The organism is Geodermatophilus sp. SYSU D00710, assembly GCF_054050195.1.
The window spans coordinates 120,277-139,056 of record NZ_JBJGYX010000005.1 but is presented as its reverse complement, the minus strand read 5'-3'; the positions used below and the strand labels follow the sequence as shown (position 1 = coordinate 139,056).

17 protein-coding genes are annotated in these 18,780 nt (G+C 70.2%); 7 read left to right on the top strand and 10 right to left on the bottom strand.

Annotated elements, in window-relative coordinates; all coding sequences use genetic code 11:
• Positions 1 to 146 precede the first annotated feature (146 nt).
• Positions 147 to 479: a hypothetical protein gene (locus ACI78U_RS04045; protein ID WP_456874002.1), complete on the top strand. Its 333-nt coding sequence runs from the start codon at positions 147 to 149 to the stop codon at positions 477 to 479.
• A 106-nt stretch (positions 480 to 585) separates the two neighbouring features.
• Here ACI78U_RS04045 and ACI78U_RS04040 read toward each other — a convergent pair whose 3' ends face one another.
• From ACI78U_RS04040 to ACI78U_RS03995, 10 genes are all read right to left on the bottom strand, one after another.
• Positions 586 to 864: a hypothetical protein gene (locus ACI78U_RS04040; protein ID WP_456874001.1), complete on the bottom strand. Its 279-nt coding sequence runs from the start codon at positions 862 to 864 to the stop codon at positions 586 to 588.
• 359 nt (positions 865 to 1,223) lie between these two features.
• Positions 1,224 to 2,114 (bottom strand): restriction system modified-DNA reader domain-containing protein, encoded by an 891-nt coding sequence (locus ACI78U_RS04035; RefSeq protein WP_456874000.1) that lies wholly within the window; start codon positions 2,112 to 2,114, stop codon positions 1,224 to 1,226.
• Positions 2,115 to 2,147: 33 nt separating this feature from the next.
• Positions 2,148 to 2,741: a hypothetical protein gene (locus ACI78U_RS04030; RefSeq protein ID WP_456873999.1), complete on the bottom strand. Its 594-nt coding sequence runs from the start codon at positions 2,739 to 2,741 to the stop codon at positions 2,148 to 2,150.
• A complete protein-coding gene (locus ACI78U_RS04025; protein WP_456873998.1) occupies positions 2,734 to 3,450 on the bottom strand; it encodes a PD-(D/E)XK nuclease family protein in 717 nt (238 codons plus the stop codon). Before ACI78U_RS04025 ends, ACI78U_RS04030 begins: the two co-directional genes overlap by 8 nt.
• Complete coding sequence (locus tag ACI78U_RS04020) at positions 3,447 to 3,749, bottom strand: type I restriction enzyme endonuclease domain-containing protein (RefSeq protein WP_456873997.1); 303 nt, start codon at positions 3,747 to 3,749, stop codon at positions 3,447 to 3,449. The genes ACI78U_RS04025 and ACI78U_RS04020 overlap by 4 nt, the downstream gene beginning before the upstream one ends.
• Positions 3,750 to 3,780: 31 nt before the next feature.
• The gene (locus ACI78U_RS04015; RefSeq protein ID WP_456873996.1) at positions 3,781 to 5,649 is read right to left on the bottom strand and encodes a GmrSD restriction endonuclease domain-containing protein; all 1,869 of its coding nucleotides are present in this window, start codon (positions 5,647 to 5,649) and stop codon (positions 3,781 to 3,783) included.
• A 64-nt stretch (positions 5,650 to 5,713) separates the two neighbouring features.
• Entirely contained in the window at positions 5,714 to 7,066 is a 1,353-nt protein-coding gene (locus ACI78U_RS04010; RefSeq protein WP_456873995.1) for a Fic family protein, read from the bottom strand.
• 222 nt (positions 7,067 to 7,288) lie between these two features.
• Positions 7,289 to 9,910, bottom strand: coding sequence for a hypothetical protein (locus ACI78U_RS04005; protein WP_456873994.1), 2,622 nt, complete (start codon positions 9,908 to 9,910; stop codon positions 7,289 to 7,291).
• Positions 9,907 to 11,568, bottom strand: a complete 1,662-nt coding sequence (locus ACI78U_RS04000) for an Eco57I restriction-modification methylase domain-containing protein (RefSeq protein ID WP_456873993.1) — start codon at positions 11,566 to 11,568, stop codon at positions 9,907 to 9,909. The genes ACI78U_RS04005 and ACI78U_RS04000 overlap by 4 nt, the downstream gene beginning before the upstream one ends.
• Complete coding sequence (locus ACI78U_RS03995) at positions 11,565 to 12,356, bottom strand: DNA methyltransferase (RefSeq protein ID WP_456873992.1); 792 nt, start codon at positions 12,354 to 12,356, stop codon at positions 11,565 to 11,567. The genes ACI78U_RS04000 and ACI78U_RS03995 overlap by 4 nt, the downstream gene beginning before the upstream one ends.
• 624 nt (positions 12,357 to 12,980) lie before the next feature.
• Here ACI78U_RS03995 and ACI78U_RS03990 point away from each other — a divergent pair.
• The 6 genes from ACI78U_RS03990 (at position 12,981) to ACI78U_RS03965 (ending at position 18,752) form a co-directional block, all read left to right on the top strand.
• Positions 12,981 to 13,349, top strand: a complete 369-nt coding sequence (locus ACI78U_RS03990; RefSeq protein WP_456873991.1) for a hypothetical protein — start codon at positions 12,981 to 12,983, stop codon at positions 13,347 to 13,349.
• A gap of 115 nt (positions 13,350 to 13,464) precedes the next feature.
• Positions 13,465 to 13,797 carry a hypothetical protein gene (locus tag ACI78U_RS03985; protein WP_456873990.1) on the top strand — a complete coding sequence of 111 codons (333 nt, stop codon included), beginning with the start codon at positions 13,465 to 13,467 and terminating at the stop codon, positions 13,795 to 13,797.
• Between the two features lie 160 nt (positions 13,798 to 13,957).
• Complete coding sequence (locus ACI78U_RS03980; RefSeq protein ID WP_456873989.1) at positions 13,958 to 14,797, top strand: hypothetical protein; 840 nt, start codon at positions 13,958 to 13,960, stop codon at positions 14,795 to 14,797.
• A 200-nt stretch (positions 14,798 to 14,997) separates the two neighbouring features.
• Positions 14,998 to 16,014, top strand: coding sequence for a hypothetical protein (locus ACI78U_RS03975; RefSeq protein WP_456873988.1), 1,017 nt, complete (start codon positions 14,998 to 15,000; stop codon positions 16,012 to 16,014).
• Positions 16,011 to 18,059: a hypothetical protein gene (locus ACI78U_RS03970; RefSeq protein ID WP_456873987.1), complete on the top strand. Its 2,049-nt coding sequence runs from the start codon at positions 16,011 to 16,013 to the stop codon at positions 18,057 to 18,059. The genes ACI78U_RS03975 and ACI78U_RS03970 overlap by 4 nt, the downstream gene beginning before the upstream one ends.
• Positions 18,060 to 18,233: 174 nt before the next feature.
• Positions 18,234 to 18,752, top strand: a complete 519-nt coding sequence (locus ACI78U_RS03965; RefSeq protein ID WP_456873986.1) for a hypothetical protein — start codon at positions 18,234 to 18,236, stop codon at positions 18,750 to 18,752.
• Positions 18,753 to 18,780: the final 28 nt, after the last annotated feature.

Sequence of the window (18,780 nt, the reverse complement as noted above, 5' to 3'; positions counted from 1 at the left end):
CCCCCCCCCCCCCCCCCCCCCCCCCCCCCCCCCCCCCCCCCCCCCCCCCCCCCCCCCCCCCCCCCCCCCCCCCCCCCCCCCCCCCCCCCCCCCCCCCCCCCCGGCACCGGAGGTGCCCGGGGACGTCAACCCATCCGGAGATCCTGATGTCCAACGAACAACCCGAGGGCGTGGCCGCGCCCGAACCGCTGCGCGATTACCAGCTGCGCAAGCTGCTGACCCGCCGGCAGAAGCTGGCCGACGCCGGCGTCGAACTGCTCTGCCACGACCTACCGGGCGCGGACCTGCTCTGGCAGGCGGTCCACCAAGTCGAGGAGTGCCTCCGCGCGGAGTTCCCCGACGTGTGGGCGCAGTCCTACGCCGGCTGGATCGCCGATGACTCCGCCCGCCTGCACTCCCCCGACCAGCCGGCGCCCTACGCCTGCTGGATCTGCCGACAACGGCAGCCACCCCGCGCCGGGATCCGCCCGGCCTCCTGAGCACCAACAACACGTGGCCCCCCGCCTGCGAAGGCGGGGGGCCACGACCACGTGTCCCGACGGCGCACGGCACGCGGTCCCGCGGGCGTGCGCGTCTGCCGGCTGCTCACAGTCGCAGCAGGCCGGCGTTGCTCATCCTGACCATGATCATCACCGCGTCGGCCAGCGCCGGCCACGCGGTGCGGACCTCCGCCTCGGCCAGCGCGTAGGCGTCTGCCGGGCGCAGCCGCTGGTAGCGCGTACGGGCCTCGACGTCGTCGACGATGCGGAGCGCCGCCTCGGTCAGCATCGGGCGCTCGTGCAGCAGGAGGTCGACGACCTCCTCGGTGTAGCGGAAGGTGCCGGGCACGGTGTCCTGCTGCTTGGCGGGCGGGGACATGGTCATGGGGAGCTCCTTCGGGTCGGGCGGCGCGGGACACCGACTGGGGTCCACTGGCGCCTGGTTGGTGAGACCAGCCTCGCGAACAGCGAGGTGGGTCCGCGTCGCCCCATGACCCGATTTTTGGCCTCCCCCAATCGCCCTACACGGCTCCCGCCAACGGGCGCTCGCCCTCCCAGGCGCCCCACCGCGTCGGTGGCCCGACGGCACCCGACCGACCGCGCACCGACAGGCCGAGACCGTCGGTGCGCGGCCGAGGTGGACGGGTCGCGCGGTCGTCCGGCATGCCCGTGCGCGACCGCCGGAGTGGCTCCGTTGGCCGGACGCCCCGAGGTCGGCGCCGACGTCGCGGCCGCCAGCGACCGTCAGGGGCTGCCGCCGGCCTCCGAGGCCCGGCTCAGCCACCGTGCCCGAACCGTGGCGAGCGGCATCCGCCCGGTGGGTCGCTCGACGGCCCAGAAGTCCCAGCCGTTAGCCGCCAGGCCGCCCTTGACCGCGCCGGCAGCGTTGCTCGGGCTGGGGTAGCGGGTGCCGTTCCACTCGATGGTGCCGTCGGTATGCAGCGCCGCCGTGGCCGGGTAGACGCCGTTGGTGGAGGTGAGGGTCTCCCCCGCTGTGAGCTCCCCGGCGTCGAGGAGCTGCTTGACGGTGATGCCGAAGAACCGGTTGCTGCGCGCCTTCGCCGCCGGCCGCGCGCCAGTCTGGTCGTCCGGGGGTTCGGTGTCGTAGCCGAGCAGCCGCAGCACGCGTCGGATCGGCGGGACCACGCTCTCCAGGGCGGCCCGCTCGTACGGCGGCAGCGTCTCGTCCCGGGGCCGGACGCCGTTGTGCAGCTCGGTGTCCGCGGCGGCCTCGAGCAGGTCGTGCAGGCGCCCCTCCAGCCAGCCGACGTGGGCGCTGTTGAACCCGAAGGTGGTGTCCCGCCGGACCAGCAGGGCCCGGACCCAGTGGTCCCTGCCTCTGAGGTGCTGGCCGAGCCGCGCCCGGACCCCGGCGGGGGCCTTGCCGACGTAGCAGCCCCAGCTGCCTTCGGGGTCGTGCCGGTCCAGCAACACGTACACCCCCGGGGCATCCCAGCCGCTGGCCAGCTCGCCCACCGCCGCCCGGTCGACGACCGCCATCGCAAGGGCGGCGGTGGTGTCGTAAAGCAGCGCCGGCGCCGCCGGGCTGTCCGGCAGCAGCACCGACAGCGGCAGCTGGTCCCCTGCGCCGGTGGGCGCCGCGGCGCTCATCGCCGCGCGCCGGGCAGGTGGCACCGCCGGCGGGGTGCCCGGCGGTGGATGAGCCCGTCAGTCCTCATCGCCGGCCGGGTGCAGCGCGTCGAGAATCGGGGCCACGGTCGACCACAGTTCCCGGAAGCTGGTGACGGCCGTGCGGGCGAGGACCTCCGGGTCCAGGGCCGTGGCCTCCGCCGGGGTGGTCTCGTACCGCCAGTACGGCCACCGGTAGGCCTTCTCCCCCTGGAGCTTGTTGCGCACCGGTGCCAGCGCATCCGCGATCTGCCTGCGCCGCTCGGTGTCCTCCTGCTCGCCGGACATCAGGACGGCGGTGAAGGGCCACTCATTCGGGCCGGGCTTGAGCAGCCGGGCACGATCCCACTGGATCACGATGCTGACGTCGGCCACGCCCTCGTGCGTCCATGATGGCCGCCAGAGGCCGACTCGTGGCCAGGGCCCGGCCTCGAGGTCGTCGATGTCTAGCTCGACGTCCAGCTCCTCGGCGAGTTCCTCGAACGTGGGGGCCAGCGCCATCAGGTAGCGGTCCAGCAGCGGAGTGGCGTCGGCGCGCAGCGCCGCCCAGGCCTCGATGTCGGTCCGGTTGTCGAGGTAGAACCAGGCCTTCGCGTCGGCGTCGGCGCGGTCGGGGAAGTCGGGGTCAGACACGGTGGTAGGCCTCCAGGGTGCCCAGGTAGTCGTGGACGCCGGGTGCCACCCCGGTGGTTGTGTCGGCGGCGGTGCGGATTCTGTTGGCGACCTGCTGCCAGGTCAGGCCGTGCCAGTGGCCCCGGCTGTGCCGGGCGGTGATCTGCGCCCGCTGTCCCCGGGTGAGGAAGACGAAGCGCGGGTCGGGCTCGTCCTGCCAGTGCTGGTAGAGCCGGTCAAGCTGCCGGGGCTGCTCGACGGCGAACGTCTTCGCCTCGACCACGACCGTCCATCCGGCGCCGTAGAGGACGAGGTCCGCGATGGTGTCTTCTCGGGGATCCTCCACCTCGATGCGCAGCCCGACGCCCGGCTCCTGCGCCTCGATGCCGACGTAGTCGAGCAGCCCGCGCACCACGGTGTCACCGAGGCCGTGGTGGCCGTCGGGACGCAGCAGCCACGCCAGCCCGGCGGTCATCGGCAGCTCCCGGTAGTGCACGTTGAGCGCGGCCAGCAGCGTGCGAGGGCCGCCCCGCCAACGGCCGGTGGACAGCAGCGTCCGGTGAGTCGCTCGGAGGTCCGCCAGCCGGGCCTGCCACCGGGTGACCTCGGCGAGGTCGCGGCGGCGGTCCGCGGCCGCGAGGTCCTGCCAGCTCGCGGCCAGCTGGGCGTGACGCTGCCGCCAGGCGCCGATGAGGTCACGCGGCTCCTGCGGTTCCACGCCGCCGCTCATGCCGCGACCTCGGTGGCGAGCAGCTCGGCCTGCTGCATGACGAGGGCGATTCCGGTCTCCTGCTTGTCGAGGGGGTAGCGGTAGCGGGTGAGCAGGCGGCGCACCCGGCTGCGCAGCAGGGCCCACACCTGTTCACGCCGATCCCAGTCGACGGTGGTGTTGACCCGCACCACCGACACCAGCTCGGCCGCGATCCTCGTCAGGGTGTCGTCGCCGAGCTCGAGTACGGCGGAGCCGCTTCGGCAGACGGCGTCGGAGAAGGCCGGCTCGTCCTCGCGCAGGCTGCGCTGTCGCCGCATCTTTACTTCTTGGCAGGAATGCACTCTCGGGCTACTCACCGACCGCGGTGAACAGATCCTCGTCATCCTCGGCTACAGCGTCATTGTCCTGGTCAAAACGGTCCAGAGTCTCCTCCGGCTCACCGGCACTGATGTCGCGCTGCACCGTCTTGCCGATGGCCTTCTCCACGAGTTGCACGAGGGCTTCGCGCCGCCGGGTGAAGTACGCGTCGAAGTCGCTGGCCCGCAGAGCTTCCGGATCCACGAGATGGGTGCGGAGCAGGCCGTCGACGCGCTCTGCATCGACGCCGGCCTTCTTCTCGATGAGCTTGAGGTAGATGGCCGGGTCGCTGCCGCCGATGGTGCGGTTGGTCTCCGCCGACAGCGGCGTCTTGTTGACGATGCTCTCTCGGCGCTCGTCGTCGATGTTGTTGTCGACGCACCACTTCTGCGGGAACACGTGGTGGATGTCGACGGCCAGGTTGACGTACTGGACCTTGTCCAGCGCCTGGCCCTTCATCCAGTCATGTGCCCTGTTGCCGAGCAGAAGCGCGTAGATGCCCTTGTAGGCGGCCGCTCCGCGCGTGCGCAGTGAGTGCAGTCGGGACTCGACGAAGTTGGCGTCCTGAACCGTCTTGGGGGTCACGGCTCCGGGTTCCTGCCGGGCCCACGCCGGGACCTGCTCGATGTCGCGGACGAACCGGGTCTCGATCGCGCTGCCGTACAGCTCGCCCACGATGCCGCACCAGTACCACTGCGCCAGTCGGTCGCGCACCCCGATGAGGTCGGCGTCCTTGCCCAGTTCCACCTTGAGCGCCGCCAGCGGCACCAGCTGCTTCGGGTAGGGCAAGAACCGGGTGTCGAAGATGTGCAGATCCGCGAGGAAGGTGGACGCCCAGACGAAGGCTTCCCGGAGCGGGTCGCGCCACGTCAGGTAGTCCGCCAACTCCAGCTTGAGGACGTCTTCGCGTTTCGCCGACACCGCCGGTGGCCTGTCGGTGGTGTCGGCCCGGTGGCGCTGCAGCGTGGTGAGCATGGTGACGGCCTGCAGGAAGTCGGTGTTCTCCACGGCGGAGAGCACCGGGTAGCCGGCGAACTTCAGCTGCGTCTCGCGCCAGTCGTCGTTGAGCCGGAAGTCCTCACGGTGCTCGTCGTAATAGGCCTTGTCCCCGGCGAACGTCGCGGTGAGCAGCTCGAACACGTTCAAGGGCAGGCCGCCGGTGTTGACCTTCTCGAACACGGTGGCCACGGCCGACTTGCTGGTGGCGGTGTCGAGTTCGATGGCGGGGATGTTGTAGGTGCCGGCGGGCTGGACGACCGAGGCGTGGAACCGGCTCGCCAGGTCCTTGTCCCCCATCGCGAACAGCCAGGTCACGGTCTCGGCACCAGCGAAGAGGAGGCGGACGGGGAAGTAGCCCTCTGCCCGCTCCTTGTCCGCGTCGGACAGGTCCAGCTCGATGTCCTTACCGAAGTTGGATCGCACGACGCCGTCTCCCGGCACGGAGACCACGGCCTCGTCCATCCGGTCCTCGCCGAGCAGCGCAGTCTTCATGTCCACGTAGTAGCGACGGGTCAGCTTCTTGCCGCGGCTGTCCTCGGTGGCGACCACCCCGTCACCGGTGAGGGCTTGGGTCAGCGATGTCAGCCGCTGCTGACCGTCAAGGAGTAGAAGGTCGGCCGCGGCGCCGGCCGGCAGCGACACGCCCTCCACGGGGCGCGGCTTGAACCGGATCTGATCGTTGCCGGTGCGCAGCAGCATCACGACGCCCAACGGGTGTCCCCGCAGGATGGTGACCAGCAACTGCCGGATCCGCTCGTCCTCCCACTTGTAGCCGCGCTGGAAGTCCGGCAGCTGGATCTTGCCGCCTGTCGTCCACCTCAAGTACTCGCTCAGCTCGTAGAGCGGCGTCTGAAAACCCATTCTGTCCCCCCGTTTCGGTCGGCGTTGAGATCCTGCTGAACTGTCGAGATGGAAACGGGTCGGGTCAGGTACGTGCCGCGATCAGCGCAGCGGCCTTCGAAGCCGCATCGTCGATCGACAGCTCCAACCACCTGTGGCCTATGAGCAGCCGCGCGGGCTTCGCACGTCCAGGGATGAACAGCAACTGGGTCCAGATGGAGTCGTCATCCGACACCGCCAGCGGCCGGTAGGGATGTACGGCGTCGGGATCCTCGGCACGCACGGACAGGAAGATCGACGGGTAACCCGAGGGACCTCCGAAGACGTCGCAGTAGTCATAGGAGTTGAAGCCGAACCAGAGCAGCCACCCGGGGTGCCCAGTCGAGTCCGTGACCTTGAGGTACCAACTGTTGCCGTCGGCCCGGAGATCTGCGAGATCCAGGAAGGCCTCGTGTGACGGGTAGCCCTGTACGTGCGCGTCCATGCCATCGCGCCGAAGTGCCGTGCGGAAGGCGGTAGTGAAGCGCTCCGCTTGCACCTGCCAAAGGCTCTGTTGCTGAGTCGGTGTGGTGAGCATCCGGTCGCGGATGACGTTCTCGATGTAGTCCGGCTGCCCCATCCGCCGCACTGCACGCCGAAGCAGCCGCGTGAAGAGGTCGAACAGCGGGAGGACATCACCGTCGTCGCTGGCGGCGAGGGCGTCGTAGTACTCACCGCGATCACTGTCGGCCTGGATGATCAGCGGTGGGTAGCCGTGCTGGCTGAGCGCGAGGTTGGCGAGCAGTCGGGCAAGACGGCCGTTGCCGTCCTCGAAGGGGTGCAGGTGCGCCAGCCAGGCGTGGACGACGGCAGCATCGAGTGCCGGCGCGCCGGTGCCGGCCGACCACCAGCTCGCAAGTCCTCGCATGCCCTCGGCCGCTTCAGCCGGTGCGGGCGGGACGTGTGCGGCGCCGCCGATGCGGTTCTCCGCCTGCTTGTAGCGCCCCGCGTAGTGCGCGCCGCCGACGACGAGGCCGTGCAACTGGCGGATTTCGATCTCACGTGGGCGCATGTCGCTGCTGGCCCACTCTTCCGCCAACAGCTGCGCCCGGTAAAGCCCGAGGGCCTCGTAGGTGCGGTCGTCTCCCCTGACGGACTCAACGAAGGTGTGAACAGGCAGGGCCAGCAGATCGCGGTGACGCTGCACGGCTTCCCTGACCTGTGTGGGAGTCCATTCGATGTGCTCCATGCGGTTGCTCTCGGAGACCAACTCGCTGCGGAGCACCAGGCCGAAGGACTCGAAGACGTCCGCGGCCTGCTGCTGGATGTGTGTGCCGACGCGTTCCGCCTTCGTGCGCACTTCGAGTGCCTTCTGCAGGACGCGCTCAAACTTCCGCGCGTTGAAGGATCCGTCGGCGATGAGGTACGGCGTGCCCGCCAGCATCTCCTCCGCGGACACGTCCGGGTCCGCGGGTGGCGGGCTCGACAACGGGCTCACGCGGCGACCTCCGTCGACATGATCCCTGGATGCACGACGCAGACGATGGTGGACTCCCGATTCATGGGGTAGTTGTGGCGGGCCAGCAGGCACCGGACCTGCTGCAGCGTGGTGGGCAACCGACCCTCACGTCGACGGTGGGTTCGTCCGCACCCGCTTACACGAACCCCGTGGCGCTCTCCTTCAGGCTGCCGGGGACGGCTCCTGCGAGGTGAGCTCGTCCGCGCTGATGCTGCGATCCCACAAGCCGACGTCGTCGCCAGGACGGAAACGCCCGGTGTTGAGGTAGTCAAGGCTGGCCTGCTCGAACAAACGGAACTGCCAGATGGCCTCGTTCATGTGGCCCGGGTGGAAGACCCCGACGTCGGAGAGCTTATGGAAGTCGGCAAGGGTCAGCCCCGTGACCCGCTCGAACAGCTGGGTGTCCAGTGAGGTGATCACGTCGACGAGCGCCTCCTCGCGGAAGTCGGTCAGGTACATGAACACCGGCACGGCCTGAACGAACTTCAGCAGCTTGCTGCGCAGCGTCTTGACCTGCTCCCGCCTGGCCTTGCGCGCGGCCTTGACCTCGGGATTCTCCGGGTCGTCGCCGCCGCCACCGCTGACGCGCTTCTTGCCCTCGCGCAACTTCTGCGAGTGGGCGATGATCTTGGTGGCGTCCTGCCGCAGGTTCCGGAAGTCCTCCATCTGCTCGAGCCGGGCCACCAGGTCGCTGTCGCCGAGCAGCTTGGTCAAGACCGCCTCGGACAGGTCGATGAGCCGGGGGCTGCCCCAGCGGCGGGCGAGCATGGCAGCGCCTGCGCCGGCGGTGCCCCAGTCCATGACCGCGTTGACGTCGACCGGGTCCATGCGGCCACCGTCGAACGCGAAGATGGGCAGGAACTCGATGAACTCCTCGATGACCTCGGCGGGCTTGGTCTTGGTTGAGGCCCCGGCCAGCTTGGTGCCGTACTGGTAGATCAGCGAGAGGGCCCGGTTGGGGTCGAAGTCGAACACGAAGCAGGTCTGCTTGTTGATGGTGCGTGTGCCGTCGTCATTGCGCGTCACCCACGGGGACTGCACGCGGAAGGACGCCTGGAAGTACGCCTCCGGGGACTTCAGTGAGCGCAGGATCAGGATGGCGCCCCACTGCGGGACGGTGACACCGGTCATGAGCTTGCCCACCGACAGCGTGATCGTCTGCTTGCCCAGCTTGGCGGCCTTCGCCAACATCTCGTCGACGGGTCCCTTCGCCTCCGCTCCCATACCCGCGCCGCTGCCGGCGGCGACGTGGACGAGGAAGTCGCGGAAGAACGGGTGCGCGTCCAGCGCTGCCTTCATCGCGTGCGCCGACGCGACCGTCGGCATGAACCACACGGTGTGGTCCACCGCGCCGGCGAACCGGGCATCGCTGTAGGGGAACGGCGGGCGGAAGTCGTTGAGCAGCTTCTCCGTGGCGCTCTGCGAGAGCTTGCCCCGCAGCATGTTCAGGAACTCGCCGACGCGGTCCGGGTCCGTGAAGTGGTACTCGGGGCCCACCTTCCTGGCCTCGAAGAAGCCGGACAGGTCGAACATCCCGTCGGCGCCCTGGTCGATGGCGGCTGAGGCCATCTCCGACAGCGCGTAGGTGAACATCTGCATCTGCGGGAGTTCGCGGTAAGGGTTGCGCTCGCGATCTCGCTCCGGGTCCTCGTCCCACTCCCCCTTCGCGCGCTGCTCGTCCGGGTACGTCCAGTTGTAGATGGCGTCCTCGGTGAACTCGCCCTCGGTAAGGGCCCGGAACGGAGTGCCTGAGAGGTAGAGGAAGTTGCGGCCCGACAGCCGCAGATCGTCGGTATCGAGGTCGGAGGCGAGGCCGGCATCGGGGGTAGCCGACAGGAGGCGCGGCGTGCCAGCGGCGGCCATGTCGGCCACCTCGTCTGCATGGTCCGCGGCTTCCTGCGCGGCGGTCTCGGCTGCCTTCGCCGGGTCCTTCAGGGCTGGGACGTCCGAGCACACCTCCTTCGCCGCGCCCTGCCAGGCGCCGAAGTGGTACTCGTCCAGGACGATGCAGTCCCAGTCGATGAGGTGCAGGTCCTCGTTGTGCTCCTTGACCTGCCCGTCCGCGCCGGTGCCGAGCAGGTCCTGGAAGGACGCGAACCACACAAGGGGACTGGGCGTGTCCGGGTCGGCGGGATGGTCGCGATCGGCGAACTGCCAGTCGGCGAAGTCGACATGGTTGGCCAGGTCGTCGCGCCAGGAATTGCGCACGGCCGGCTTGTAGGTCAGCACGAGGACGCGCTTCCAGTCCATGCGGCGGGCGAGCTGGTAGGTGGTGAACGTTTTCCCGAACCGCATCTTCGCGTTCCACAGGAACCGCGGCGGATGAGTGTCGCCGGCGTGGTCGGCGAAGTACTTGGCGGTGTACTCGACCGCGGCGGCCTGCTCGGGGCGCATCCCGAAGTCCTCGATGCGCGTGGGATCGTAGGAATGACGTGAGCGGACAGCGGCGATTGCGGCACGCACCTCGTCGAGGGTGGCCTCGACGACCTCCTGCTTGCGGTGCACCCCAGCCGCGTCGAGAACCTTGTGCACGTCGTGATCCGTGAAGGGGGTCCCGTCCTCCCGCGCGGCGGCCTCGTCGATGTGGATGACGATGCCCTCGCCGCCGGGGTAGACGGTGCCGGTCTGCTCCTTGATGCGAACCCACGGGTCAGGCCGCCCGGTGTAGCCGACCTTGAAGCGACCCTGCCCGGTGATGCTGGTCGCGCCGGTCGTTCGCGTCCACTCGGTGTCGTAGCCGGGCGCCGAATAGACGTAGATTCGCCCGGGCTTGCCCTCGCTCACTCGTCGTCCTCGTCGATGTCAGGCACCTCGGTGGTAACTCGCTCCCTGGGCGAGCGGTACTTCGTTCCGCCTGGGAGGTGCGAGGCTGGGATGGGGCTGTCCAGCGACAGGATGGGCTGGCGCGGATGGATAGTGGCCTCGATGTACGCGGCCTCGTCGTCGGTCAGTTGGAAGTACTCGTAGAGGTCAGCGTCGGTCCAGCGGCGGGTCATGTCCAGCAACGGCACGAAGCGGAACCTGTCGGGCGTGACGTGCTGCGTCACCTTTCGCTGGAGGACAAGAAAGCGGACGAACTTCGTCGTCAGATACCAGGCGTAGTTCTCTGTCTCCTCCCGGGTGTCGAAGAGGCCTGCGACCATGTACGTCAGGGTGCAGATGGACCCCGGCGAGAGAGCGATCGGCTCCCCGAGCACGTAGGACACCTCACGCCCGTGACCGTCTCCAGCCATCGGGAGCAGCACCTTCCAGCGATCTACCCACGCCAGGTTCTTGGGCACGAGATTGCGTTCCATGTACCCGATGAAGCCACCGTGGATGACCGGAACATCGCCAGGCTGCTCCGACGCGCGACTTGGGTAGTTGTCGCGGATACCGAAGGGAAGGGTGGGGCTGCACACGGACTCAACCGTGCTTGCGGTCTTGGTTCGCACCTTCTCGACTATGGAGACGGCGTTGTTGTCCCGGATCAGGACACCATCGCCGTGACGGAGGTCTCGCGTCGTCGTGGACTGGATGACGCCGTCGATTCGAACGGAGAAGGCACAGTCGCCGCCGTAGTCGCGATCCCAGAGGAAGTAGTTCACGCCCCCCTTGATCTCGACGCCGGGGAAGCAGTCGAAGAGCTTGGGGTTGTCGACAATGGCGCGCAGACGACGGTCGGCGATCATCTTGGCTCGGAACTCATCCAGCCCGAGTCCACCCGTGAACCATCTTGAGGGCACGATCATGGCGACGTACTTGGGGTTGAGCGCCACGGCTCGCTCGACGAAGCGGTGGTAGATGGGCTTGGAACGCGTGTTGTCGTCCAGGCCTATCTGGTAGGGCGGGTTACCCACGATGACGTCGAACTGCATGTCCTTCATCTCCTCCGTCGGATACGCGCCGTGGATGAACGCGTAGGCGTAGTTCTCACGGCTCGTTCCGCGCTCGAGTCCGACGGGAGCGCCGCACACCCTGCACTGCCCGACCGCCTTACCGTGCGTGTCGAGCGGGTAGTCGTGGTCGGCCTGGACGAACGGCAGGTTGCCGTCCGGAGTACCAAACGGGACCGCCGCGTGGTCGCTGGTCGCGTCGCGTGAGACGTAGACGGAGCGGCGGGTCATGTCGCCGTGGACCTGCGTGACGCCGCAGCCGAAGAGCATGTTGCGCAGGATGTGCGCGGCGCGCTTGGACGGGTCGGGCTCCCACTCGGCGAGCCCCTCCATGAGCCTGCGTGCCGCCTCCCGCAGGATCGAGCCGGACTTGGTGGCCGGGTCGAGCCAGCGGTAGTGGGGGTTGGTCCACACGTCGGAGGGCAGGAGGTCCAGCAGTGCGCGGGCGAGCACCGGCGGTGTGGGAACGGCGTCGGAGGACAGCGCGGCGATCACGTCGAGGATGTCAGGCAGGCGCCGTGTGTGCGCGAGTCCCGCGTCGGCTGTCGCCTGCTCCACGGCGGTCATCGCGTCACCTGCTGCTTCCTGGTGCTGGACCGCGCCGGCGCTGCCGGCGCGAGCTGGGAGAAGTGCACCGGCTGCTCGTCCTGGACCCGCTCAGTCCAGAACAGCAACCGCTCGTCCGGGGGGACAAGGGAGTAGGACCACACGCGCCGGAACTTGCCGCCGGGATGGGGCTGCCAGTCACACAGCTCGATCTCGTCGGCGGCGTTGAGCGTGTCCCCCCGGACGATGTTGTCGCCGATGATCAGGGCGGCCGCGTTCAGGAACTCGGCGGTAGGGGCGATGGTGTTCGCATCGGACTGGTAGTGCGCGAGCAGCGTGTGCGCCATCCGGGCGCGCGCCTCGGTGACGTTCTCGTTCGAGATGTCGATGCCGTAGACGGACGCGGCGGCGCGCAGCAGCTTGTGCTCGTACTGCTCCTGCGACACGCATCCGGCCTTTGCGACCAGCCGCAGCTTGCGACGCAGGATCTCGACGAGGAAGTTGCCCGAGCCGCACGCCGGCTCGAGGAACTTCACGTCTAGCTCAGCGAAGGCGTCGGCGACCTGGTCCAGGATGGCGTCGACCTCGCGCTGGTGGGTGAACACCTCCGCGAGGTCGCGGACGCGCTCGCGTGAACGGACCTGCCCGAACTGGGCCTCCATCGGGGCGAGGATGGCCTCGTCGTCGAAGTTCTCGGCGCTGCCGTCCTCATGCCAGGACGCCTCGGGTCCGGACCTGCCCCAGCCGGTGTCCGGGTCCTGGTCGGAACCGCGCGCCCACCGAGGCTTCCACCATGCGGGTGCGGCCACCTCGTCCCCTCTCGTCCGTGCGTCCGTGCACCCGGCTGTCCTTGTTGGTGCAAGACTGCTCGGTGACGGTACGCGTGCAGCACAGCACGCTTAGAGCCCGACACGTTGGGTCACTCCCCGGGGCACCGCCGATCAGGCTCTCTGGTCACTCCGGTACCGAAATCCTCGGCCACCTCGTGGGCGGGGTGCGCGCCGGAGCCGACTGACGGCGGCGGGCGGCGTGGTGGGTTCACCTCCTGTCGTGCCGTGGTGCCCGCCAGGCCGTTGGACCCACGGCCGTGCGTCGTGGCGCCAGCCAGCACGGGTGCTAGGCGGGCGCGGCGGTGTGGGTTCACCTCCTGTCGTGCCGGACTGCCCTGCCCGGCCCCGTGCGGGGGGTCGGATGTTCTCTGTGGAGTTATGGGTGCTTGCTTCGAGCGCAAGGTGCGAGCGGTCGAGCAGTTCGCCGGCTCACCGCAGGCCGCACCAGGACCAGTCCGGGAGTTCAGGAGCGGGTCAATCGCCTGCCGTCGATCCCGAACAGCCGAGCCACGGCGAATGCAGCCACTGCCGACACCGGCACCGATGACTGCGCGGATCGTCCGCCGCGGCCCACGGGTCGCCAGTCCCTCGGAGGTGCCGGCCATGTCCGTGCTTCCCGTCCCGTCCGCCGTCCTGGGCCACGAGCCGTGGCACAAGGACCATGTCGCCACGCTCTCGGACCGCGGGGTCCTCGCCCGGGCCGCCAGCCTGCTCGGCCTGACCACCGAGCAGCTGCCCCTCCCCCTGCGCTGGGAGCCCGTGCCGGGGCAGCTGGCCGTCCTGCGCACCACCGCGGAGGTGCTGCTTGCTCGCCTCGAGCAGACCACCGGGGCCTGCCCCGAGTGCGCCGACACCGAGCGGCGGCTGGACTGCGCCAGGGAGCTGGGCACGCTGGAGGCCCGGCTGGCCGCCCTGGCCCATGACGCGAAGCTGGTGCTGGGCTGGCTCGAGGAGTCACCCACGGCGGGGTGAAGCGACGGGTTGCGACCAGCCGGCGCGCCTCAAGGGGTGACGCGGACGGGCTCGGGCCCGTTCGCGTCACCCGGCACCGCCGGTGCCGAGGACGCCGATCGGCACGGAGACGCCGATGTCCAACGAACACCGCACGGGTGCGGTCGCACCCGAACCGCTGCGTGAGTACAAGCTGCGGAAGCTCCTGACGCGTCGTCAGAAGCTCGCGGATGCAGGCATCGAACTGCTCTGCCACGACCTGTCCGGGGCCGACCTCATCTGGCAGGCGGTCCACCAGGTCGAGGAAGTGCTGCGCCAGGACTACCCCGAGGTCTGGGCGAAGTCGAACGCTGGATGGGTGGCCGCCGACGCCGCCCGGCTCCACACCGCGGACAACCCGGCGCCGGAGGCCTGCTGGATCTGCCGGCAGCGGCAGTCACCCGACGCCGGGATCCGCCCAGCGTCCTGACGAGCACCACCACCGTGGCCCCGCCCGCAAGGGTGAGGCCACGGCGCTTCGCTACCCCTCCCGACCAGGCCGCCCGCGGTCGATTGACGGGAGGCGTCGTCTCGGGACCGGTCCCAGGACCCGGCCGCATCGTGCGGCCCTCACGGTCCTGGAGCCGATCATGTTTTGCCTGCCCGAGCACCTCGCCGCGAAGCTGGCCCCGGAGGTCGCCGACTACATCCCCACGTTCGTTCCGCAGCGCCTGCTCACGAAGGCGCAGTGGGCGCGCTGCTGCGAGGCGGTGTGGACCTCGTGCGCGGCCACGCTGCCGCCCTCCCGCGAGGACGCCAAGACGCAGATGAGCGTCACCTGCGCGTTCCTGGCGTTCACCGACAAGGTGGTCGGGTCGGTGGACCTCGCCGCGGTGCTCACCGAGGAGCTCATCGACCGCTTCATGGTCTACACCGAGGGCAAGGTCGACCGCCGGACGCGGCAGAACCGCCGCGGCCACCTGCGTCGCGCGCTCAAGGCGGCGGCCGGCGACGCTCCCCGCATCGCGCACGGGAACGGCCGGACCGGCCCCGCGCCGTACACAGACGCCGAGCTGAACAGGCTGGCCACCGCCGCGGAAAGCAACCCGACGCTGGCCGGCGCGTTGGCCCGAGGCCTCGGCGCCGGGGTCGTGGTGCCCGCCGCCATCGGCACGCAGCCGCCCCCGACGAAGACGCTGCGCGCCGTCACCGGCGCCCTGGCGATGGACGACCGGTGGACCGTCCTGGTGTCCGGGCTGGCGTTCAGCGAGGAGGAGTGGGCGCGAGCACGCGCCACCGCCGAGGCCGCCGGCGTCACGCTTACCGCCACCCGGCTGCGCGCCACCTGGGTGGCCGCACAGCTGTCCGCGCCGCACCCGGTCGCAGGGATCGCCCACATGTGCGGGCTGACCCGCGCCGATCTCGACAACGCCGCCGGGCATCTGCCTCCGGTGGACCCCCGGGAGGCGCGGCGGCTGCTGCGCGGCTGACCTCTTCGCCACGGTGTCAGGGCCGGCCCGAGACCACGTCTCGGGCCGGCCCTGATGCGTCTGTGAGCTCGTATTTCGTCCCTGGTCGCCGGTGATTGCCGCCAGCAGACGTCCCCGCACGGTCCCGAGCCGCCGCCCCCACCGGAGCGGCCGCCGCCCCGCCCCGGAGCGGTCGCCCATCGAGGCATCGGAGACCGTCCATGTCCCCCCGCAAGATCAGCGCCGCCGAGGCCAAGCGGCAGCGCGCGCAGCTCAACGCCGAGCGCGCCGCGCCGCCGACGCCGCTGCCGAACGAGTTCCTCGAGTGGCTGCGGACCGGCTACCGCCCGCAGGACCGCACCCTGCGGACGCTGTGGCCGAACCCGCTGCTGCAGTTCGTCGAGCAGGTCCTGCTGCACTCGAAGATCCGCGGCGAGGAGGCGCTGCGGAAGCACGTCACCCACCTGGCGCTCTACGGCGCCTGGCGCCACCAGCGCGGGCTGTCCCTCGACCCGCGGGCGGCGATGAACCGCGGCGACGTCGACGAGTACGCCCGCACCGGCATGCCCGGCAGCAGCGAGAAGAGCCGCTCGGACCGCCGCTCCCGGCTGCGGGTGATCTGCGACCACCTCAACCCCGAGCAGGCCCCGAGCCAGGGCGTCGTCATCCCCCGCGAGGCGATCAAGCCGCCCTACACGGTCGCCGAGATGCAGGCGCTGGTGCGCGCCATCCAGGTGCAGCCGACCGAGGAGCTGGTCCGGCGGCTGTGCCTGTGCGTCGGGCTCGGCGCCGGCGCCGGGATCGACAGCCCGGACCTGAAGCTGCTCGACACCACCTGCGTCACCGACCACGGCGACGACGGCATCTGCGTGCACGTGCCCGGGACGCACTCCCGCGAGGTGTGGGTGCTGCGCGACTACGAGCACCTGGTCCGCCGCGGCCTGCAGGGCCTGCGCGTCGGGCAGCCGCTGGTCGGCCGGGTGAAGACCCGCCGCAACGTCGCTGGCGCGATCTACGCCGAGGCGACTCTGCTCGGCTCGCTGTCGAAGCCGGAGCAGTCCCGGCTGCGCACCACCTGGCTGGCCGCGCTGATGACCCGGCCGGTGCCGCTGGCGGTCATCCTCACCGCCGCGGGACTCAAGAGCACCCGCACCCTCTTCGACCTGCTCCCCCACCTGGACGTCACCACCGCGGCATCAACCGGTGCGGCCGTGCTGCGCGACGGGGGCACCCGATGAGCAGCACCGACATCGCGGAGACAATCACCGCCATCGAGCACGCGACCTGGATTGTCGACAACGCCTACATCGAGGCGCGCCCGCAGGTCGACGACAACGGCGTCCTCATCCCCGTCCAGGACCCGGCGCTGAAGCGGCTGGCCATCGACGTCATCGAGGAGAAGATCCGCCCGGACAAGCGCGGCAGGAAGCCGGAGGGCCTGACCGTGCGGCTGTTCGTGATCCTGCTCATCGTCGCCGCCCGGCAGGGCCGCATCTTCGTCAGCGACCTGCACAGCCTCGCCGTCGGCGGTCTGCCCGTGGAGACGCAGCGCGACCTCGGCATCCTGTACTGGACCAACAAGAACAGCACCCCGCAGCTGCGCCCGATCAGCGCCAAGCAGCTGTACACGATGGTCGACAACATCCGCGAGCACCTCGACGTCGACCCGGAGTTCGAGCTCACGCCCGAGCAGGAGGCCGAGCGGCTCGCCCTGCTCGACCAAATCAAGGACGCGTTCCTCTACGCCACCCACGTGCTGCCGCTGACCGGCACCTCGGTGGCCATCGACGAGAGCGGCGTCTGGTCGTGGATCAAGGGCGGCCGCAAGCCGGAGAACCTGCCCCTGGTCGACCCCACCGACGAGGACGCCAACCTCGCCGCCGAGAAGCGCGCTGAGCTGGAGAACGCCATCACCCGCACGCTCAAGCGCGACCCCGACGCCGACGAGGACGCCGTCCGCGCCGACGCCATCGACGCCGTCCCCGCCGTCGGCACCGACAAGGCGGCCCTCGACGAGGACGACCCCGACTTCGTCCCCGACACCCCCTCCGCGGCCGGGGACCCCGCCGGCGGCAACGCCACCGAGGAGGACGGCAACAACGGGCAGGACAAGCAGCGGACGCCGAAGAAGCGCGGCAAGCGCTGCTGGTTCGCCGCCTGGGGCGTCAAGACGCACAAGACCGGCAAGCGCACCTCGTTCTACGGGTACTCCCTGCACGCCCTCGTTCGGGTGCCCGCGCTGGCCCGCAAAGGCCGGGCCAGCAAGGCCGAGCGCTACCGCGAGCCCAACCTGATCGAGGAGTTCGCCATCAGCGCGCCGGCCACCGACATCGTCGAGCCCAGCCTGGAGCTGGTGAAGAAGCGCCTGGCCCGCAGCGCCCCCATCGAGGACCTGCTCGGCGACCGGCACTACAGCTACAAGAAGGCCGAGCGCTGGGCCCAACCGCTCTGGCAGCTCCGGGTGCGCCCCGTGCTCGACCTGCGGGAGAACGACCACCGCCCGGTCGACTACGAGGGCGCGGTCATCCTCGCCGGCACGCCGCACTGCCAGCCGCCCCAGTCCCTGTGGCGGCTGCCGCGCCCGGGCAAGGGCGCGCCAAAGGAGGCGTTCGACGCCCACGCCGAGGCCATCGCCGAGCGGCAGCAGTACGCCCTCAAGAGGCACAAGACCGCCTGGTCGGGCAACGGCCGCGACCCCGGCGGCGACGGCACCACCCGCTGGCTGTGCCCCGCCGCGGCCGGCACCGTCGGTTGCCCGCGCATCGAGGGCAGCGTCGAGGTGGCCCGCGCCAACGGGCTGCCGATCATCACCCCGCCGGAGAGCGAGCTGAAGTTCTGCTCCGGCAAGCCGGTGACCATCGAGGCCGGCCCGCACATGAAGTACCAGCAGGAGCAGTACTGGGGCAGCCCCGAGTGGCTGCTGTCCTGGAACCGGCGCACCTACGTCGAGGGCGTCTTCGGCAACATGAAGAACTACGCCACCGGCAACATCCACCGTGGCTACATGCAGTTCACCGGCCGCGCCCTGGTCACCCTCGGGCTCACCGCCGCCGTCGTCGCCTACAACCTGCGCGAGCTAGAGAACTGGCACGCCCGGGCGAGCAAGCACTGCCCGGACAACCCGCTGCTCCGCGTCTACGAGCAGCACCCGCTGCACCGGCCCACGAACTGGGTGCACGGCTTCACCATGTTCACCGCCGAGCAGCGGGCGCAGTGGGAGCGCAAGTGGCTCCGGGAGCTCACGCAGCCCGGTCGGGACGCCGACCTGCCCACCGCGGCGTAGCACCACCACCCGCGATGAGGGGCCCGACCAGCCGGTCGGGCCCCTCATCCCGTCTTCAGGTGTCGAGAGGATGACGCAGGGCCTTCGACGCTGAGGCAGCCGGGCAGCATCCCCGATCAGGTGAAGAACGGGGGCCGGGAGGACACCGGCTGCTCCGTTGTCCACGATGCCTCTGTGCAGGTCCTGCGGGTCTACGGCGCGGCCCTCCTCTTTCCTGGCCTGCTGTTCGGCCTCCTCGGCTGGAACCTCGCCGCCTTCTGGGCGGCGGACGGATCCGAGGGACTGCCGACCCGGTTCGCCGGGGGAGGAATCGCTCTCGTCGTCGGTGCGCTTATCGTGGGCACCCTGAGTCTCATCGGTGAGCGTCGCGCGGGGGCGGGACAGGGATTCGGCCCCCGCCAGTCCTCGACGGTTCCGGTGCGTGGCAGTCCGGACCTGCCGCACCGCGTCAAGGTCGCTCTCCTCGGCCTGCCCGCCGAGATCCGCGAAGCGGACGTGGCCGCCGGGCGGTACGCCGCCGACACCGGCTGGAGCTGGCGCAGTTCCGGCGAGCACGTCACCGTCGAGCTGACCGGAGACCCGGCCGATCCTCGCGCCCGCGTCTCCAGCCGTCCACGAAGCTGGGGCCAGCTACTCGACTACGGCCGGGGACGGCGCAACGTCAACCGGGTGATCGAGGCGCTGCAGGACTGAGCACGCATCGGCTGACGCGGTTATCCGG

What these genes read in the sequence shown, in the direction of transcription:
- ACI78U_RS04000 (WP_456873993.1), bottom strand. Translation starts at nt 11,568, where the DNA reads ATGACCGCCGTGGAGCAGGCGACAGCCGACGCGGGACTCGCGCACACA.
- ACI78U_RS03970 (WP_456873987.1), top strand. Translation starts at nt 16,011, where the DNA reads ATGAGCAGCACCGACATCGCGGAGACAATCACCGCCATCGAGCACGCG.
- ACI78U_RS04040 (WP_456874001.1), bottom strand. Translation starts at nt 864, where the DNA reads ATGACCATGTCCCCGCCCGCCAAGCAGCAGGACACCGTGCCCGGCACC.
- ACI78U_RS03975 (WP_456873988.1), top strand. Translation starts at nt 14,998, where the DNA reads ATGTCCCCCCGCAAGATCAGCGCCGCCGAGGCCAAGCGGCAGCGCGCG.
- ACI78U_RS04025 (WP_456873998.1), bottom strand. Translation starts at nt 3,450, where the DNA reads ATGAGCGGCGGCGTGGAACCGCAGGAGCCGCGTGACCTCATCGGCGCC.
- ACI78U_RS04015 (WP_456873996.1), bottom strand. Translation starts at nt 5,649, where the DNA reads ATGGGTTTTCAGACGCCGCTCTACGAGCTGAGCGAGTACTTGAGGTGG.
- ACI78U_RS03990 (WP_456873991.1), top strand. Translation starts at nt 12,981, where the DNA reads ATGTCCGTGCTTCCCGTCCCGTCCGCCGTCCTGGGCCACGAGCCGTGG.
- ACI78U_RS03980 (WP_456873989.1), top strand. Translation starts at nt 13,958, where the DNA reads ATGTTTTGCCTGCCCGAGCACCTCGCCGCGAAGCTGGCCCCGGAGGTC.
- ACI78U_RS03985 (WP_456873990.1), top strand. Translation starts at nt 13,465, where the DNA reads ATGTCCAACGAACACCGCACGGGTGCGGTCGCACCCGAACCGCTGCGT.
- ACI78U_RS04020 (WP_456873997.1), bottom strand. Translation starts at nt 3,749, where the DNA reads ATGCGGCGACAGCGCAGCCTGCGCGAGGACGAGCCGGCCTTCTCCGAC.
- ACI78U_RS04045 (WP_456874002.1), top strand. Translation starts at nt 147, where the DNA reads ATGTCCAACGAACAACCCGAGGGCGTGGCCGCGCCCGAACCGCTGCGC.